16 protein-coding genes are annotated in these 19,139 nt (G+C 44.1%); 2 read left to right on the top strand and 14 right to left on the bottom strand.

What is annotated here, in order from left to right; translation table 11 throughout:
* Positions 1–26 precede the first annotated feature (26 nt).
* The 11 genes from AC23P2_RS04045 to AC23P2_RS04095 all read right to left on the bottom strand — a co-directional run bounded on the left by AC23P2_RS04045 (position 27) and on the right by AC23P2_RS04095 (position 10,182).
* Complete coding sequence (locus AC23P2_RS04045) at positions 27–674, bottom strand: hypothetical protein (protein ID WP_487772008.1); 648 nt, start codon at positions 672–674, stop codon at positions 27–29.
* 50 nt (positions 675–724) lie between these two features.
* On the bottom strand, positions 725–1,654 hold the full coding sequence (locus tag AC23P2_RS04050) for a TIGR01777 family oxidoreductase (protein WP_487772009.1): 930 nt from the start codon (positions 1,652–1,654) through the stop codon (positions 725–727).
* A complete protein-coding gene (locus AC23P2_RS04055; protein ID WP_487772010.1) occupies positions 1,651–2,229 on the bottom strand; it encodes a hypothetical protein in 579 nt (192 codons plus the stop codon). Before AC23P2_RS04055 ends, AC23P2_RS04050 begins: the two co-directional genes overlap by 4 nt.
* Positions 2,230–2,315: 86 nt before the next feature.
* Positions 2,316–2,822, bottom strand: a complete 507-nt coding sequence (locus AC23P2_RS04060) for a GbsR/MarR family transcriptional regulator (RefSeq protein ID WP_028664360.1) — start codon at positions 2,820–2,822, stop codon at positions 2,316–2,318.
* 50 nt (positions 2,823–2,872) lie between these two features.
* The gene (locus tag AC23P2_RS04065) at positions 2,873–4,345 is read right to left on the bottom strand and encodes an alpha-amylase family glycosyl hydrolase (protein ID WP_487772011.1); all 1,473 of its coding nucleotides are present in this window, start codon (positions 4,343–4,345) and stop codon (positions 2,873–2,875) included.
* A 13-nt stretch (positions 4,346–4,358) separates the two neighbouring features.
* Positions 4,359–4,967 carry a riboflavin synthase gene (locus AC23P2_RS04070; protein ID WP_487772012.1) on the bottom strand — a complete coding sequence of 203 codons (609 nt, stop codon included), beginning with the start codon at positions 4,965–4,967 and terminating at the stop codon, positions 4,359–4,361.
* Between the two features lies 1 nt (position 4,968).
* Positions 4,969–5,829: a glucose-1-phosphate thymidylyltransferase RfbA gene (gene rfbA / locus AC23P2_RS04075; protein ID WP_487772013.1), complete on the bottom strand. Its 861-nt coding sequence runs from the start codon at positions 5,827–5,829 to the stop codon at positions 4,969–4,971.
* A gap of 274 nt (positions 5,830–6,103) precedes the next feature.
* Positions 6,104–7,144: a DUF4097 family beta strand repeat-containing protein gene (locus AC23P2_RS04080; RefSeq protein ID WP_487772014.1), complete on the bottom strand. Its 1,041-nt coding sequence runs from the start codon at positions 7,142–7,144 to the stop codon at positions 6,104–6,106.
* Positions 7,145–7,232: 88 nt separating this feature from the next.
* Positions 7,233–7,916, bottom strand: a complete 684-nt coding sequence (locus AC23P2_RS04085; RefSeq protein ID WP_487772015.1) for an MCP four helix bundle domain-containing protein — start codon at positions 7,914–7,916, stop codon at positions 7,233–7,235.
* A gap of 57 nt (positions 7,917–7,973) precedes the next feature.
* On the bottom strand, positions 7,974–8,612 hold the full coding sequence (locus AC23P2_RS04090; protein WP_487772016.1) for a DUF1684 domain-containing protein: 639 nt from the start codon (positions 8,610–8,612) through the stop codon (positions 7,974–7,976).
* 79 nt (positions 8,613–8,691) lie between these two features.
* Positions 8,692–10,182, bottom strand: a complete 1,491-nt coding sequence (locus AC23P2_RS04095; RefSeq protein WP_487772017.1) for a tagaturonate reductase — start codon at positions 10,180–10,182, stop codon at positions 8,692–8,694.
* Positions 10,183–10,308: 126 nt separating this feature from the next.
* Here AC23P2_RS04095 and AC23P2_RS04100 point away from each other — a divergent pair, with 126 nt between their 5' ends.
* Both AC23P2_RS04100 and AC23P2_RS04105 read left to right on the top strand, forming a co-directional pair.
* Positions 10,309–11,490, top strand: a complete 1,182-nt coding sequence (locus AC23P2_RS04100; RefSeq protein WP_487772018.1) for a GlmU family protein — start codon at positions 10,309–10,311, stop codon at positions 11,488–11,490.
* 44 nt (positions 11,491–11,534) lie between these two features.
* Positions 11,535–13,250 carry a hypothetical protein gene (locus AC23P2_RS04105; protein WP_487772019.1) on the top strand — a complete coding sequence of 572 codons (1,716 nt, stop codon included), beginning with the start codon at positions 11,535–11,537 and terminating at the stop codon, positions 13,248–13,250.
* Between the two features lie 12 nt (positions 13,251–13,262).
* On the opposite strand, the gene AC23P2_RS04110 is transcribed toward AC23P2_RS04105, so the two are convergent.
* The 3 genes from AC23P2_RS04110 to AC23P2_RS04120 all read right to left on the bottom strand — a co-directional run bounded on the left by AC23P2_RS04110 (position 13,263) and on the right by AC23P2_RS04120 (position 18,932).
* On the bottom strand, positions 13,263–14,162 hold the full coding sequence (locus AC23P2_RS04110) for a DMT family transporter (protein ID WP_487772020.1): 900 nt from the start codon (positions 14,160–14,162) through the stop codon (positions 13,263–13,265).
* A 117-nt stretch (positions 14,163–14,279) separates the two neighbouring features.
* Positions 14,280–15,704: a SusD/RagB family nutrient-binding outer membrane lipoprotein gene (locus AC23P2_RS04115; RefSeq protein WP_487772021.1), complete on the bottom strand. Its 1,425-nt coding sequence runs from the start codon at positions 15,702–15,704 to the stop codon at positions 14,280–14,282.
* Between the two features lie 51 nt (positions 15,705–15,755).
* The gene (locus tag AC23P2_RS04120) at positions 15,756–18,932 is read right to left on the bottom strand and encodes a SusC/RagA family TonB-linked outer membrane protein (protein ID WP_487772022.1); all 3,177 of its coding nucleotides are present in this window, start codon (positions 18,930–18,932) and stop codon (positions 15,756–15,758) included.
* Between the last annotated feature and the right edge of the window lie 207 nt (positions 18,933–19,139).

Here is a 19,139-nt window from a genome sequence, read left to right on the forward strand (position 1 = left end):
AGGTTTTATTACCCTGTAAACTATCTCTAAACAGCTGGAGTGTACAAGCAGCGATTTTGCCGACGGGGCGTCAACTTTTTGACTTTGGTGGGTTTAGACCGCTTATCGGGCTTTACACTCAAGTTCCAATAAAGGCCCAATGAGGAAAAAGAACCAACGGGGCGATTGAAAGGAATAGCTACTTCTTCAAATTGCATAAAACGATTTCTTAGATAAGAAGCTTGCAGGGACACCCGCGTCGAGAGTCGGTAGCGAGTCCCTAAGCCGTACATAAAGCCTGCGGATTCGTCATTCGTCTCATACGCAGAAAAATTGCCATTTTGCCCTCCATAATCTAGTTCAAAGTAGAAACGCCACCTTTTTTTGCCCGTTCCTATGCGCGTGCCCACAAGTATGGCAGAATCTTCAAAGTCGTTTTCTAAGCATCGTGCATGAAGAAAAACTTCTACAAAATGCCCTTCCATTGACTCAAAATGACCGCCGAGGTTGGCATTGACTTGCGCCCGTGGCGTCCACGCATCGACCCGATTTTTGCCATAACGAATGGCTTGAGTCTTAGAAAATAAGGGTGCAGCATAACTCATTTCCGCCTGCCAGTAGTTGGTATGGGGATATTGAGCAGGGGCACTTTTGCTTATTGAATACATAAGCACAAAGAAATAAAGGGTTCTCATTTCATAGCCGTTATAATGATAAAACGGCTGCTGTTATGATTTATTTTTTTTTAGTTTTTGTTTGCCAACAAGTGGCGGCAAGTACCTTCAAAAGTTTCAAACTCAAAGTTGAAACCCTCATTCATTAAACGAGATGGTTCTACCCAGCGACTTTTCAAAACGAGTTCGGCTTCTGTTTGTTTCAACCATGTACCTATGTCCAACATCCAATTGGTGCTTGGTAACCCAATTGGCATTTTTAATGTCCGTCTTAGAGCTGCCATCATCTCTACGTTAGAAATTGCAGTAGGGGCCACCAAATTATACACTCCTTCCGCACCATTGTTTTTTACAAGCCAGTGGACTGCCTGAACAAAATCTTTTTCATGAAGCCAACTAACCATTTGCTTCCCTCCTCCCATTTTTCCTCCTAGTCCCCACCTCGTTAGTCCTACCAATTCAGGAAATACGCCACCTTTGTTCCCTAAAACCAAAGCTGTACGTAAAAGAACGATTCTTGTGTTAGGTAACTTGAACGCATTACAAGTATGTTCCCAAAGTTGGCACACTTCAACCGAGCAACCCGCTCCCAATTCTCCATTTTCTTCATTCATTGGACGGTCTTCGGCGTGTCGATAAATGGTAGCAGAAGAAGAATTAAGCCATACTTTAGGTGGATGTTGGCACTCCTGTAGGGCTTTTCCCAAAACGAACGTTGACCATTGACGGGAAGTAAAAATGGCTAATTTATTGCGGTCATTGTAGCGACAATTGACACTTCGCCCGCTTAAGTTTATTACAGCTTCTGCTCCTTCCAATTCCCTACTCCATGCTCCCAACGATTTCCCATCCCACTCTACCCATTTGATTTGGGAGATTTGAGGAAAATTTGGATGAATCTTGCGAGTTAATATAACGCATTGATACCCTTCTGAAACAAAATAATCGGTAAGCACTCGTCCTAAGTACCCAGTTCCTCCCGCAATCACGATCTTTTTCATAAGCCATAACGGGTTTGAGTGGCGAGGTGTATTCCTAAGCCTGTGATGGCATTGGAGATGATTCCGAGCATGGGGATGACAAACCAAAGCACGTATTCTTGCTTGATACCAAAAGGTAAAATGAATTTACTGCCCACTAAAACCAATATCCAGACCGCCGCTGCAGTGAGGTTAGCAGCCGACCAATAGCCAAAGCGCCAAGAAGAAAACAACTTGAAGAAAATCCATTCATTGAAGCATTGGAATAGGTAGTATGTTCCGAAAAGGAAAAAAGTGAGGTTGTCATCGTAGTTGTTTGTCCACACCTTATCTACCATCAATACAATAAGCAGGCCTGTTACCAACAAAGTCACCAAATTCATCAGCCATAAGGTCATTGGCCTTTGTTTTTTTTGAAAGCTCTCTATTGCTACCCATTGTCCAACGACCAAAAACAACGGGAAAGGCATCATCATTAACAGCCAACTTACGTAATAGGCTCCGATGGGCAATAAAGCCCATAACCAAAACCATTTTTGACGAAAGGCCGAACGAATGTCAGGGGCCTGGGGCGGAAGATTCATGACGCGATTCATCTTTTTGTATATTTAGATATTTCAGAAATTATTGAAATTTAAAACTCAAAAAATAAGCACATGAGTGCTCATTTACGCTTTGAATGTTATCGTAGTAATTTGATGAGTGTTCCTAAAATCAGGCTTTCTTCTGCTTTCATGGCAGCATCTAGCGCCCCATCGGCTAAGTTTACCACTCGGCTAATGCTTTCGATGGTCGCATGGAATGTTTCTGAATCGGCATCACCTGCCCGAACTGGGACACCCCGAAGCTCTTCAAGTAACTTAATAACAGGCTCTATTTCTCTTCTTCTTCGTTCTTTGGCTACTTGTTTTGCTACTTTCCAAGCATCTTTTTCGGCAAAAAAGTACTCTTTTCGCTCACCAGGGCGTAATTCTTTAAAAACTAAACCCCAGTCCATCAAATCTCTCAAGTTCATACTCACATTCCCACGCGAAATCTGAAGCTGAGCCATTAGGTCTTCGGTCGTAAGAGCATTGGCAGAAATCATCAACAACGCATGAATTTGTGCCATGGTACGATTAATCCCCCATTGGGTAGCCAGCGTACCCCACGCCTGAACAAAGCGGTCTTTTGCTTCTTGTAATTCCATAGCCAAAAGTAAAACAAATTATTGTACTTTCAAAAATAATTGAAATTAAATTATTCCCCCAGCACCACACAACTAAACGGTGCCAACGAAAATACATCTACTTTTTCAAATCGAGAAGCGGGCTCGGTGCTTAGCAGTACCTCCGTTGGCATAAAAGGTGCGGTGTACGTCACTGTCGTACTCGAAAGGTTATGAAGCACCCATACTTCCTGCTCGGCAAGGCGGCGTTTAAAGACCACTAAACGCGGGTTACGGTTGGGCAAAGGTTCGATTTGGCCATAAAAATTACCAATAACGGCATTGGATTTACGAAAATGAATCAGGCGTTTGTAATGATGGTATAACGAATCGGAGTCGTTTTGTTGCCCCGCCAGCGGAGTTACCGTAACGCTTTTATTGTACTTAGGTTTCATCCAACGCGCTCGCTCGCGGTCTTGCTGACGATACCCCCACAAAAATGGTTCACGAATAAACTCATCGGGCTTCTGTCCCAACATTCCCAGTTCTTCGCCATAATACACGTAAGGCTGGCCTGGCAGCGTAAAGAGCAAGTTAGCCGCCACTTTCAAATGAGTACGTTTTCCGTGCAGTACACTTCCAATGCGCGTTTGATCGTGGTTGGTTAGCATCGTTGCGTCAATAAAACGGGGATTGGTTTGGGCAAACACTTGACGATTTTTGGCCAATGTGTTAATCAAATGCACTGTATCTCGCTCCTCGGCCGTGATTTTTTGAAGCGCAAGGCTCAAGTCAAAGTTAAAATTAGCGGTAAGTCCACGGAAATAAGGCGCAATTTTATCGGCAGCGTTCCACACTTCGCCCACTAAATAGACTTGCGGATTTACTTTCTGCATTTCCGTGCGAAACTCAACCCAAAAATCGTAGTTTTTATACTCTTCCCATTCGGGGTAAATATGCCGCGCGGCATCCAATCGAAAGCCATCCACCCCCATTTCAAGCCAATACCGACCAATTTCATAAATCGCTTGACGCACGGGTGGGTGGTCACAATTGAGGTCGGGCATTCCCTTCCAAAACAGTCCGTAGTATTTTTCGGTATTTCCAACGGCATCGTGCCAAGGCTTTCGCTCCCACGTATCAGGGGTGGCTTCACGCGTCGCAATACCCAATGCCTCGATTTCCTCGGGGCTTTTCCAATTGTAGTAATTTCTGTAGGGATTACTTTTCCCCTTGGCCGATTCTACAAACCAAGGATGACGCACACTCGTATGGTTAATCACCAAATCTAGGATGATTTTGATGCCGCGAGCGTGCGCTTCGGAGAGGAGATGTTTAAAATCATCGAGCGTTCCGTATTCGGGTTCGATGCTGTAATAATCAACGACATCGTATTTATGATAACTTGGCGAGGGTTGAATGGGAGTTAACCATAGGGCCTCCACACCAAGCTCTTGAAGGTAAGGTAGTTTTGAGCGAATACCGTTTAAATCGCCAATACCATCTCCGTTAGAATCACAAAAAGAGCGAACAAATATTTCGTAACAAATTCGGGGGTGAATCAAGATTTTTCAAGGTTTATTTAACTGCAATAGACACCATTGATTTCGCCAAAATCTTCTGCATGTATTTCCCCAAAATATCAAACTCTAGGTTGACAATGTCGCCCACCTTCAATTGATGAAAGTTGGTATGTTCGTAAGTGTAAGGAATGATGGTAACGCGGAAACCATCGTCGTGTGAATTGAATACCGTCAAACTCACTCCATTGACACAAATTGACCCTTTTTCGACGGTAATATTTCCCACAGCAGCATCATAGGTAAAATCAAACAACCAGCTTCCGCCCACTTCGGCGATGTGGGTACAAACGCCCGTTTGGTCAACGTGCCCTTGCACAATGTGCCCATCAAAACGACCATTGGCAGGCATACAGCGTTCCACGTTGACTTTAGTGCCCACTTTCCACTGCCCTAAATTCGTCTTTTTCAACGTCTCATCCACGGCCGTGACCGTATAGGTGTTTCCTTCGATGCTGGTCACCGTCAGGCAGACCCCATTGTGACTAACACTCTGATCTACTTTGAGTTCTGTCGCTAAGTTTGCACTAAGCCGAAACGTAAGATTCGTTCCTTCGGCAACAATTTCGACGATTTCGGCCGTTGTTTCTACAATTCCTGTGAACATATTATTTTAAGATTCCTAGCAAATACTGACCATAACCGCTTTTGAGTAATGGCTGCGCAATAGAGCGAAGCTCTTCGGCCGTAATAAAGCCCATGCGGTAAGCCACTTCTTCAATACAACCGATTTTGAGCCCTTGGCGTTCTTCAATTACCTGAACAAATTGTCCTGCTTGCATCAACGACGCAAACGTCCCTGTATCTAACCAAGCTGTTCCACGGTTCAACACCCCTACTTTGAGCTTTCCTCGCTCCAAATACACGCGATTGATGTCCGTAATTTCGAGTTCTCCGCGCGGGCTTGGTTGGATGTTTTTAGCAATTTCTACGACTTCGTTATCATAAAAATACAACCCTGGCACCGCGTAATTCGATTTTGGATTTTCGGGTTTTTCTTCAATCGAAAGCACGTTAAAGTCTTTGTCAAATTCTACTACCCCATAGCGCTCAGGGTCATGTACTTGATACGCATACACCACGCCTCCGTCAGGGTCGTTGTTGGCTTGTAACAATTTACTCAAACCGCTTCCGTAGAAAATATTATCGCCCAATACCAACGCCACTTTATCGTCTCCAATAAAATCGGCACCAATGATAAACGCCTGTGCGAGTCCATCAGGGCTAGGCTGCTCGGCATAGCTGAACTCACAACCGATACGGCTACCATCGCCAAGCAATTTTTGGAAGTGAGGTAAGTCGTGAGGAGTCGAAATAATCAAGATTTCACGAATGCCCGCCAACATTAAAATCGACAGCGGATAGTATATCATTGGCTTGTCGTACACAGGCATTAACTGCTTACTAACGGCCAACGTGAGCGGGTGTAAGCGAGTGCCTGAGCCGCCTGCTAAAATAATTCCTTTCATAGAATGCGGATGATCAAATTGTGTTTTGGTAATTCGACGCCAAAATTAGCTATTTCATCGTGAAACTCAGCACCTAAAAATAAAGTCCGCCAAAACTGGCGGACTTACCACGGTCAGACGGTAGTCAGACCGTACAAAACTCCTCAAGCAGATGCGATTTTTCGGTCTGACTGTCGTCTGACCTTATCCCAGTCAGACGTTAGTCAGACTGAGTGAACTCTTTAATCCTATGATACGGTCTGACTGTCGTCTGACCGAAAAATCGTCTAACCTGTTAGTCATTCACTGAAATAGAGCCTGCACTCGCTCGCATCGATACCAACGCGCCTCCGCCATTGAGTGACCCTTTGACGCGGTCTTTTTCTACAGTACCATTGAAGTTTTTAAGCGTACCAACGTTGACGCGATTGGCACGTAAATCAAGCTCCATGCCTTTATTGAGCGGCATCTGAACGTGAATACCACCTGCTGAAGTTGACAAATCTAAAAATTGTCCCACCGATACGATGTCAGCGTGAATGCTTCCTGCACTTGTCGAAGCGCGTAGCGACGCCGCTACGTCATTCAAGCGAATCGAACCTCCCGAAGTTGACGCCGTCAATTCACCTTTGATTCCGCCTCCTCTGATGCTTCCACCACTCGTACTGGCTCTCAAAACACCATCAACTTGATTGAGCTCGATACTTCCTCCTGAGGTTACGAGTTTGATGTCACCTTTGCATTCTTCGGCATGGATGCTACCTCCACTCGTACTCAAGTCAATTTGCTCACGGCATTTAGCTAAGTGAATACTTCCGCCCGACGTGCGGCCTTTGACATTACCAGCCAAATCATCCAAATGCAGGCTACCACCACTGGTAGAGAAGCTTTGCATTCCCGACAAATTCGCCAAACGGATACTTCCCCCGCTCGTAACCAAATCGGTAGTGGTTTTTTCGGGAACAATAATTTTAAATGAAATACTCAATGAACGCTTCCAATCCCATTTTTCGTCTTCGTTTTTGCGTTTCACGCGGCAAACGAGCGTTTCTCCTTCCATCGCTACGCGTACTTCGTATTCTTTCAGACGTTCGTCAATTTCTTCTTTGCTCAATTCCGAACTTCCGTTCCAGTTGTTGGAGCGTACGTACATTTCGACTTTAGGTTCGTTGGTACTACCTGCTACGCGAATGCTCCCGCCCGAGGTACGTACTTGAAGGGCTTTGATAGCTGAAGCGCTAAATGTTTTGGTGAAATAAGGGGTTTCGTTATCCTTTTGAGAAAATGCGACAAAAGCGACTAAAACGAACGATAATGTAAATACAATGGCTTTCATGGTTGTATGAGTTTGTGTTTTGTTAAATAGATGCAAAACCTCAAGCTCAAGTTGCACACAAAGCGCTGTTTTTTCAAAAAGTTTTTCCCTAATTCAAATGGAAAGGCTGGGAATCTTGGCGAATGATCTTAGAGTTTACGACCAACGACACGACAATGGTACCAATGATGATGGTAATGATGATTTGAAGATTTGAAAGCAGATTGCAGTAATACGTTTCTGTGTGCGAATCTTTGATAAGTTTTTGCCCGACTACCGACTGAATTTTGGTCAGTTCACTCAACCGATGAATCGACTGCTGAAACAATTGGCTCCCTTCCGACTGAAACAATTCTTTTCCCTCTTGGGAGGCCGAGTGAGCAGCTAATCGTACAATTTTTTGCTCTAACGTCGCGTAAGCTTGGGCGTGAGTCTTCAACGCATTTAGCGCTTTCACTTCCTCTTCCACCAACTTTGTTTTCTGAAACTCTACCAATAAAGAATCAATCTTATGGGTATGAGCCGAGAGTTGTTTCCCTAGTTCTTGCCACGAAGTAGCCGCATTTTTTTCTAGCCCTTGTTCCAACAACAAGCGCTTTGAGTATAAATGCTCGCTCAAATACACAATATCGACGGTGGGTACCAATCTATCTTGGTAAATAGACGACAGCGAGTGGTCGATGTTATCCAAACTCATACGCGACACAAGGGCACTCAGCAAAATCACAACCATAATTCCGCCTAGTAGCAACGATGCTTTTACTTTTTGCTGAATAACAAATGACCATTTCATGGGGTGTCGCGTAGATTAGTTTACCAACGAATATAGGAAAAAAACTGTCTCTTTCCCTTATTCTTGGTGGTAGATTTTTTCGCCCGCTTCTACCCGCACAGGTAGGGTATTTTCTTTGGGGGGAATGGGGCACGAATATTCGTGATTATACGCGCAGTAAGGGTTATAGGCTTTGTTAAAATCAATCGTCAACTTACCATCTTTTACTTCATCGATTTTAAAATCTAGGTAACGTCCACCGCCGTAAGTTTCTTTGGGAGCAGTGGCATCACGAAACAAAATCGACAACCCTGATTCGTGTTTATAAATCAGCAACCGATAGACGTTAAGGTCGGCAGCGGCGCTCTCTCCTGGCAACGTAAATTCCGCAAAGCCGTATTTTTCGTATGCTACCGTTGTGCCGTCGGTCATTGGCACATTGACTTTTTTATCAGTAGCGTGGTAGGGTACCACCGTTGCGACTACTTTATAAATAGAGCTCGGGGCGAAATAATTAATGCCTTTAAAATCACCCGTTTTCCGAAAAGGAGATTCCTCCGAATCGCGAAAAAACTTGTCTTTGTCTTTGCGCTCTTGCGCCATTTCTGCCGCGTAATCCGCTTCCGACACGGTTGTTTCTTCTCCCAAAAATGTGTAGCCAATGACCCCCACAAGAACCGCTACAATCAATCCGATGACAAATTTGTTTTTAAACATACTGGCTTAAAATTAATGAGATAAAGCGACGGCATCGCTTGAGGCGATGCCGTCGCAAGTAATCTTTATAACTAAATTATCACAAAATCGCTTTTTCGAGCGTTGCTTTGACTCCTTTGGTCATCATTTCGGTCAACAGCTCGGTGACAGTTTCGGCAAAACCTGCCAATTTGGTCAAGTTAGTGTCCCAAATTTTGGTATTGCTCAAAACCTCATTTACTAGCGTTCCTACCGTCTCCACCGTCACGCCTTGCCATTGTTCAGCGAAATAGGAAGCTTGGTCGTCATTGATGAGGTAGAAGCTCTCCCCACGCTGTCCAAAATACTGGTTATTCTCGCTTTTAACCGCTTTCATAAAAAGCAAATACGCCGCAAAACCTAACGCAAAACGCTTGGAGACTGTACCAAATTGCTTATAGTAGCGCTGAATAGTCGCCACGTTGCGAGCGTTCATTTTCGAGGTTTGCTGAAGCGTAATTCCAATCAGTTTTTGTTGAATAAACGGGTTACGATAACGGTTCAAAATATCTCCAGCAAAGACTTTCAATTCGTCAAGCTGGTCTTCAAAAGGCAAGGTTGGCACCACCTCGTCATAAATAACGCTTTCGTAATACTTCGACATGGCAGGGTCTTGCATACACTGATACGTAATATCAAACCCGCTCAAATACCCCAACGGTGCCGACGCGCTATGGCTGCCGTTAAGGATACGGAGCTTACGCTCGCGGTAATAGGAAATATCTTCATCAACAATCACATTGTCAAATAATTGCTCAAACGACAATACCTTTTTCACACGGTCGTCGCCCTCAATGGCCCACAAATAGTATGGCTCGGCAACGGTCAAAAGGCTATCTTCATAGCCTAGTTTTGCCTCCAGTTGGGCTTGGGTTGCAGCATCTGGCTTACCAGGCACAATCCTATCCACCAATGAATTACAAAACTTAACGTGGTATTTCAACCATTTATTAAACAATTTACCAAGCTCATTATAAGCCGAAAGTTTTTCGACACATTCACGCAATTTTAGACCGTTGTCCGTAATCAACTCCGTCGGAATTACAACTACGCCTTTGTCTCTTTTTCCACCATACGTGCGGAAACGTTCGTACAAAAACGCCGTCAATTTGGCGGGAAACGATTGAGGTGGATTTTGAAAAATATTTTCTTCCACGTACTGAATTCCCACTTCGGTCGTGTTCGAGATAATTACTTCGAGGTGCGGATTACGAGCCACTTGCAGAATGCTACGCCAATTGTCTTGTGCCGATACAACGCGGCTAATCGCCCCCACCGTCACAGCCTCATCAATGGTTTCTCCGTTGCCATCCACCCCACGCACACATACCGTATATAAACCATCTTGCTCAGCAAAATCGTCGGATAGACCTGCGGTAGATTTCACCACCACAATACGTCCGTTGAAAACGTGTTGTCTATTGGCTTGATCAATCAAATAATCACACAACCCTCTGAGCAACACACCCGTACCAAATTGGAGTACTTTTACGGGCAAGTCAAGGCTATATTGGGTTTCGTTATCAACAATTTGTTTGGTTAATTTAGGCATGGTTCTAAAAGATTGAGCAGTTTGGTAGGTTAAAAATGTTTGTATTGGCAAACCTAATAAATTTTGCGCAAAACTTATCTTTGTGGCTACCAAAGGCTTACAAACTCTAATAGATTTTATTGATTTATGACCAATTTTATTCTGTACGACGACGCGGCCATCCGCCCTCATTTGCTCCCGTTTACCTTCACCCGTCCTGTTTCCGAAGTACGTTGTGGAACCATGACCTTGACCGAAAAATGGGTGCATTATCTAGGTACAAACCCTTCTTTCCTTACCGAACCATACCTTCAGTATAAATTTCCCCTGATTACTACCGAAGACAATACCTTCCTCAACGGAGCTGTTTGTGCCACAGCTATTATTGCCAAGGCCATCGAACAGCTGCAAGAAGGACAAGTGTTGGTCAGTACCAATGGAATGACCATTGGCTATCGGTCGCCGTTTGAAGTAGTAGCGCCTCAACAGGAACTTAAGGTGGTGTCTTTCCCTGAACCCATCACGGTGATTCAACATATTTGGGACATTTTTGTGGAAAACGGGGCGCAAATCAAGGCTGATTTCGCCGCGCTTACGGCCAATCGCGTTTCCCAACCCTTAACCGATCCCCACACACATTGCTACGCTCCCGAGCACATCTTTATCGAAGAGGGTGCCAAAGTACGTGCGGCGATTTTGAACGCTGAAAACGGCCCCATTTACATTGGGAAAAACGCCACCATCTGCGAAGGCAGCGTGGTCATAGGCCCATTTTCATTGGGAGAAGGTGCCACCGTAAATTGGGGCGGAAAAATGCGTATGAACACGACCATTGGGCCGCACTGTAAAGTTGGAGGAGAAATTAGCAACTCTGTTCTTTTTAGTTACAGCAACAAAGGCCACGATGGTTTTTTGGGAAACTCAGTTCTTGGTGAATGGTGTAACTTGGGAGCGAATTGCAACAACTCCAACCTCAAAAACGATTATACCAACGTAAAACTGTACAGCTACGCCACGCATACCCTCGAAGACACGGGGCGCTTGTTTTGCGGCTTGTTTATGGGCGATTACACCAAAGCAGGTATCAGCACCATGTTCAACACGGGGACTGTAGTAGGGGTCAATGCCAACGTTTTTGGGGCGGGGTTTCAGTCAAAACACATTCCTTCCTTTTCATGGGGAGGCGCTGCCGAAGGCACCACCGAATACCGCCTCGAAAAGGCCATTCAAGTGGCCTACGAAACTGTTAGCAGGCGAAATGTTCCTTTTGGAGAAATAGAACAAGACATTTTAAGAAGTATATTTGAGCAGACTCGACCGCGTTTTTGAGTAAACTATTTTGTATAGCCATAAAATTTTCGTTCGTTACTACTATGAAATTCTGTTGGTATTTTTTCTTAACCCTAGGGCTATTTTTGTCCATCCAAAACAGTTATGCTCAAACTGACACCTTGGTGGTGCGGGGAAAAATCGAAAACCTCACGGCTCGTCTTTATCGACAAGCCTCGGAAGTAGTGGTGGCAAGGGTAAATATTTTGCAACCTAACCGTGAAATAATTCAGGTGGCACCGTTGCAACCCAACGGTAGTTTTGAACTCAAAATGCCCCTTATTTTTCCCAAAGAAGAGTGTTATTTGACTTATAACAACGTCGTGATGCCCTTCTTGGGAAGTAAAGGCCGCGTCGAAGTGACGATTTACGCCGACTCTTTGGCCAAAAGTGATATTCCGCTCCGCTTTGGAGGAGTCAATGCCGAGGTGAATAATTTACACGCTCAGTTTTATGTTCAACGCAAAAAGTGGTTGGCCGCCAATCCCGCAGCAACCACCAGCACGACTGATACAGGCAAATATTGGCAACACTTAGATGCCGAAAGTAACCGACAAATTGCGTTTTTTCGCGCGCTCCCAGCGTTTACCAAAGCTCCTCCTTTATTGGAGGAGTGGGTAGTTTCTTCGATTGAAAACGCCGCCAAAGCGCAGCTCTATTCTTTTTTAAAAGAAACCGAACAGCGGGTACCAAATTCACTCTGGATTATTTCCTCAACCAATGCCGAGCAACGAACAAACCGAGCAACGACCCAAGGAAAACCAGTTGCAACCGTTGCTGATTTAGACCAATCGAGTTTGCTTACTTTTGCGCGTGCAGATTTTTTTCAACAATTCAGTGCTCATGCGCAACTGATGACCCCAGAGCTTTCTGTCTCGACACTGCCTGTTACGAAAGTAGCCTCAATGATTTTGGCGTTTGTTCCCGACATTACTCCCGAAGAAAAAGCTAAATTACAAGAAATTGCCATGGGTGGCTCGGCCAAAACGCGAGACTTGACGATGCTGAATACCCTTTTCAACAAAAAACGGGACACCCTCGAAACCATCAATACTTTTGAGCTTGAAAATCGAAAATATAGCTTCTATTTCGGGAACATGGGAGCCGATTATCTCAACGCTACGTTTTATGTCAGGCACCTTTACACGGCATCTATTTTTAACAAAAAGGTCTGGTACCGACACATTCGGCCTACTTTGACATCGGCCTACTACCAAAAATCGTTGGACGAATTACACCACATCGAGTGCAGCGATAGCACCATCATCCGAGAAGCAAACGACATTGTAGGTTTGCAAACCCAAGGGAATTATGAAGCAGAATTGGGAAATGGCATTACGTTGTATCAAAAAATTTACATGAGCGGACGTGATTTTTGGGAAGAAATCAAAAGAAAAGTACGGGGAAGACCCACTTATTTGATTTTTTGGACCCACGACGAATACGGAATGCGCGCCCTCGCCGAAGCCCGTCAGTTAGAAGCATCTTTACCAAAAGGGCAGCTTAATTTTGTTTATTTGGCCGACTACAAAGAAGGAGCTACCGTGTGGCTCGAAAATGTAGTGAAGAGTAAAACTAGGGGACTTCATGGCAACCTAACCCGCACTCAAAACGATTTTTTAGAAGCCGAATGGGAAATAACGCAAGCTCCTTATGCTGTTATTCTGGACGCCCAAGGCAAATACCTCAAGCGCAATGCCCCCCTTCCTGGCGACCGTGAAGGATGGAGCAAGATTTGGCCAAAGATTTTTAAGCGATAACGAACCCAGCCCTTATCCTTTTGAAAAACGGCTGTTGAGTATCGGGTACAAAATCACTGTTAAAAGAATAACCCCCGTTCCTGCGTAAAACCCCGCAGTCATGCGCTCGTTTAAGATAACATACGCCAATGCCATGCCATACACGGGCTCTAGGTTGATGGTAAGATTGAGGGTAAAAGGAGACATTTTTTTCAGCAAATGGACTCCTGCCGAATACGCATAAACAGTACACACACTGGCCAAAATCCCTAGCCAGAGCCAATCAGTCGCTTTCGGAATTACTTCTGCTTGCGTAAGGCCACTTACCATACCTACACCTACCAGACCTAGTAACATCCCCATGGTAGCACCGCCCATTTCGTAAAAAGTAATGACCAAAGCAGGGTGGGTTTTGACAAAACGGCTATTGGCAATGGTAAACAACGCGGCTAGCAAGGACGAAATCAGCGCCAAGCCTAGCCCCCACGACTGGTCAAACTCAAAACGAAAAATCAGGTAAAGCCCCACCATCACCAACAGGCTCATTAAAATCTCCAGCGGGCGCACTTGTTTGCGACTAAACAGTGGCTCTAACAACGCAGTAAACAGCGATGTGGTGGACATTCCCGCCAAACATACCGAAGCACTCGAAACATGCGCAGAGGCAAAAAAAGTCAACCAATGAACGCCCATGATCACGCCTACACCTAGCATTCTGTTGCGGTCTTGGGCAGGCACTTTTTTCCATTCTTTGCGCAAGGTTAGCACCAAAGCCAAACCTATCGCCGCCAAAAGCGTCCGAAAGAACGTCAGGCTAACCCGCGACAAATCGGCGTTGATTAATTTTCCCAAAATGGCCGTAAAGCCCCAAATGATGACCAAAAAATGCAGGTGTAAGTAGTCGAATAAAGAGGATTTGGGCGAAGTGTTCATTGAGATCTATATTATGCTCTTAAATAAAAGAAGCTGCCTAAAAGTTCCTCACCTTTGTATCAGGCAAAAAACTTTTTAGGCAGCTCTCGTTGCTTTTTATTGGTACTCGGTCAATGGTTATTTATCCCACCATACACGCGTGTACTGATCGTCTTTACCTTGTCTTGCTACCACTGCATTGTAGTTGGTTTTATTAAGGGTTGACTCAGTTGCTGGGTAAGCCATTCTACGAGGTATATCTTTTCCTCCATTTAATGGATTAGCAGCTGGTGTTAACACTGGGAATCCAGTACGACGCCATTCGGCCCATGCTTCACTTCCTTGATAAAACAATGTAATCCAACGTTGTACACTAATTTGCTCGATAGCCTTCGCTGGCGTATAAGCTACATCTGCCTGCGCAATGTATGCTTTATAATCGGCTTCATTATAAACACCCCACTGCTCTAAAGATGCCTTAATTGCCGCTTCGTACAAATCTTTCGCGTTACCAGTCGTCCATCCTAACGCGGCGGCTTCTGCTTGTGCTAACAACACTTGTGCGTAAGTAATTACGTTAACAGAAGAGTTTTGTTGACGAATTGAAGGTGCCGCCAATGATACATCTTGGGCTTTCCAACTGACAGGAAATACGCCATAAGGGACGCCACGATACTCTCCATTGATGTTTTTCTCGGCCATTGCTGGCAAGCGAGGGTCTTTCAACTTTACCAACGCATTAACAAAAGTACTACTCACCGCATAATCTTTACGGTTGGTTGTAATGTAGTTGTTGTATAATGGATGTTCGTTGTTTGCTTCCGACAAATAGGCGTATTTCACATTATCTGCATTAGAAGTGATGACCCCATCAGTCAAAGCCGCTACGAACTCTGCCTTTCCTTTAGCAGGATCTATTTTTGACAAGCGAAGTGCTGCAATTAGGCGCAAAGAGTTGGCAAATTTTTTCCATTTAGCCACATTTCCACTTAGGAGAATATCCCCTACTACCGTTTTGCCAGCATCAAATTGCGATTGGGCTTCTTTCAACTCCTTAAATAAGTCATTGTAAATAGCTTGCTGGGTATCAAAAGCAGGGCTAAAATTATTCACCCCCTTCAATGCCTCAGAATAAGGAATATCTCCCCAACGATCAGTGATGTACTGCAAAAAATAGGCTTTCAAGATACGCGCAGTTGCAATCTGATTGGGATTCGAACCATTGGCAGCAGCGGTACTCTTAGTGGCTTCATCAGTATTTAACTTGATGATGTATTGTAAATTACTCAGTGGCCCAGTGTAAAACCCATTATAATCTACCTGTACTGTTTTATAACGAGATTCCTCAATATAAGTAACATCACCAAACTGCTGAGCGTACAACGCAGGGATGATACTTGTGGTAGCCCCTCCCACATTTCGTAAAACACCCGTCAATAAACTGGCGGTATTGGGATTTGCAGGGCTGTTTGGGCTAACATTCATGTCGCCAAAATCACTACATGAAGTCACAGAAAATAATAATCCTGCCCCAAGAATTGATTTTAAAATTGTATTTTTCATAAAATGATTCTTTTTGAAAATTGTACTGAAGTTCAAACTACTCCCTTGGCATTACAAACCTAAACGGAGATTGATACCAAATGAACGTACAGGAGGCAACTGACCACCTTCTGTCCAGTAGCTCTCCGCTTCTGAAATGTCGATACCACCACCCACAGCACTGTAAATCAATAATGGATTTCGTGCAATCAACGATATATTGGCAGACTTAATCGCCTTGCCCAACATCGCTTTAGGGATGCTATAGCCAATTGAAACTTCACGCAGCTTTACAAATGTCTGATCAAAAATCCAGTAATCATGTAATGCAAACAAACGATCTTCGTACAATGTCTGCGTCTCTGCCCGAACCGTATTCGGTGTTTTTCCATCAGGGCCTACACCATCAATCAAAATACCACCTCCATCAGCGGCAGCGTCACGTTTTGGTTTCCCCAACTCATTCAGTCCAGCCGTTTCAGCAGCTAAACCTGCATAAGCATTAAACATTTTGGTAACTGAGAAGAATTTTCCGCCCACGATAAAGTCGGTGTTTACTCTCATGTTCCAGTTGCCATAAGTAAAGTTATTTAAGAAACCACCCTTAAATTTCGGCAACACAGAACCTAGCGGTTGATTCAAATCGAACTGATAAAGACCTTTTGCATCCAAAATTGGTTGACCTGCTTCGTTACGACGTATTTTACTTCCTGAGAACAATCCCCATTCTTCACCTTCACGGGCATTGATAGTAAGCCCTCTCCATGACGACCCTAGCTGGTAATTTGTCAAGCCAGGCGCCAACTCTATTACTTTTGAAGTGCTACGGTCAAAGTTCAAATCAGTTTCCCATTGGAATTTATTTCCTTTTACTGGAACAGCGTTGATATGAATTTCCAAACCTTTGGTGCGAATCAAACCTGCGTTGATAATCGCATTGCTATAACCACTTGTAGGAGCAACCGCCAAAGGAATAATCTGGTCCTTGTTATTGTTTTGATAAACAGTAAATTCTAAACCGATGCGATTACGGAAGAATTTCAAGTCAATACCTCCTTCGTACGAAGACGATAAGCCTGGTTTCAAGTTTTCGTTAGGTAGCGTAGTAGGTAGGTACATTGTAGGATTAGAGCCAAAAGGGTTACCAGTACCGTACGTCAACATCGTGTTGTAAGGGCCAATATCTGTACCCACTTGTGCATAACCTCCACGGATTTTACCATATGATAAGAAACCACTATTAGGCAACAAATCTGAGAAAACAATGCTTCCAGAAAGCGAAGGGTACAAATAAGAGTTATTGCCTTTCGGTAACGTAGATGACCAGTCATTACGCAAAGACCCTTCTAAAAAGAACATGTTATTGTATCCTAAGCTTACGTTTCCGTATAAACTGTTGACACGACGTTCTCCCTTTGTATTAGAAACACTTGGTCGATCTTTAGACGCCGCGATGTTATAAAAACCAGGCGTAGTAAGTCCTCCTACAGTAGCTTGGATGAAATATTCAGAGAGGTTATAACGAATGTTACCACCTGCGTTGGCAACCACCGAAAGCTTTCCGTAGTTTTTATTAAAACTTAAAAGAGCCTCATAGTTATTTTCGCGAGAGTTAAGCACTAAGTTTGAGTACCCTCCTTTACCACCTTCATTCAAAGTACCAGCTGCAATACGCCCTTCTTGGAAGTATTGACGCTGATCGCGACGCGCTACCAAAGCTAATTTTAAATAATCGGTAAATTTGTAGTTAAGACCAAAATCACCAAAAATACGCGTATCCCGACGGCTATTGGTGTTGTCGTACACTTGAGTGTATGGGCTATCCCAATATTTAGGCTTCGCATCTAATGGCCCACCGATATTCCAACTACGGTACGTTCCATCGGCATTCTTATAGTTTTTCAAATCTTCAATGCTCAACTGACGCTGAAACCATTGGTTAAAAGAACCGATTGTCTGGTTAAATCCGTTCAAAATAGCTCCTCCCAACCCTGTTGAGTTGCTACCACCACTTGAACCGTAGTTGTCAGCAGGAATATTCACCCCTCTAGTCGCCGAATAATTAACATTCAAATCAGCAGTTAGTCCTTTAAAAACAGTAAGGGAATTCTTAGCGCTTACAAAATCACGCGTTTGGCTACTGTTAGGAACAATACCATTGTTGATGATGTGCGTATAAGAGATACGCGTTTGGTAATTATCTCCTCCTTTTGAAAAAGAAATGTTAGAGTTATGACTAACTGGTTTTTCAAAGAAATCACGAACGTTGTTAGGATTAGCTACAAAAGGAGTAAGTTGGCCAAATTCAGGACCAGGCTGCCACGACCATGCCGAACGGTGAGGAGAACCATCAATTTTTGGCCCCCAACTTTCGTCAGCAGAATAATCTAACATCTTGTGTCCATCAAACGACGACCATGATGCTGGGTGAATAGCAGGATTGAACTTAAAAATCTCCCAATCTTGCGAATAACCACCACCGTATTCGTTCTGATACTTAGGAAGAAGACCAACCATATCAAGCGTCGTGCTATGATTGATGTCTAAACGAGCTTCACCAGATTTAGCACGTTTTGTGGTAATCAAAATTACCCCACCTGCCGCGCGGTTTCCATACAAGGCAGTTGCTGCTGGCCCTTTCAATACTGAAAGATTTTCAACATCGTCCATGTTGACAGCATTGATATCGGTTGGTGTGCCATCGACCATATAAAGCGGACTACCACCAGTCAGTGTGTTAACCCCACGCACACGAATATCAGGCGTTCCAAATTTAGCGCCCGATTGTCCGAGTACTTGTACCCCTGCAATTTTACCAGCAAGAGCGTTGGCTACGTTTGCATCGCGAGCGGCGGTAAGTTTATCGGCTTTGATTTCTTGCACCGAAGTGTTAATTGCTCGTTTATCGCGAGAAATACCCAAAGCAGTCACCACTACTTCCTGAAGCTGCGAAACATCAGGAATAAGTTTAATGTCAATCACATTCTGATTACCAACACTTACTTCTTGGTTAGCAAAACCAATAAAACTGAATACTAATTGAGCGCCCTTAGGAACAGATACTTTGTAGTTCCCGTCGCCATCGGTAGTAGCTCCGCGGGTTGTTCCGCGTACCGTTACGCTTACTCCTGGAAGAACCGAACCGTCATCGGCCGTTACTTTGCCCGTAATTGTGCGGTCTTGGGCAAACAACGTTAGGCCACAAAATAGCATAGCCACTGCGGCCAGCAGTGTAAACCTGTGTTTCATACTTGATTTTTTAGTTTAGATTAAGAAATACTACTAGTGGCAAATGTAATAAATTAAAAAATTGTTAGGATAAAAATTAGATTAAAGTTGCTCTGCATACATACCAAAACGCCAATTGTACCCACCAAAACCCTACCTTTAACGCTTTTTTTGATGGGGAAAAAACTCCCCAAAGTAGTTTACACTTGTTTTTGGCACATAACCCAA

This window comes from Runella sp. R0.1_18 (assembly GCF_057652155.1).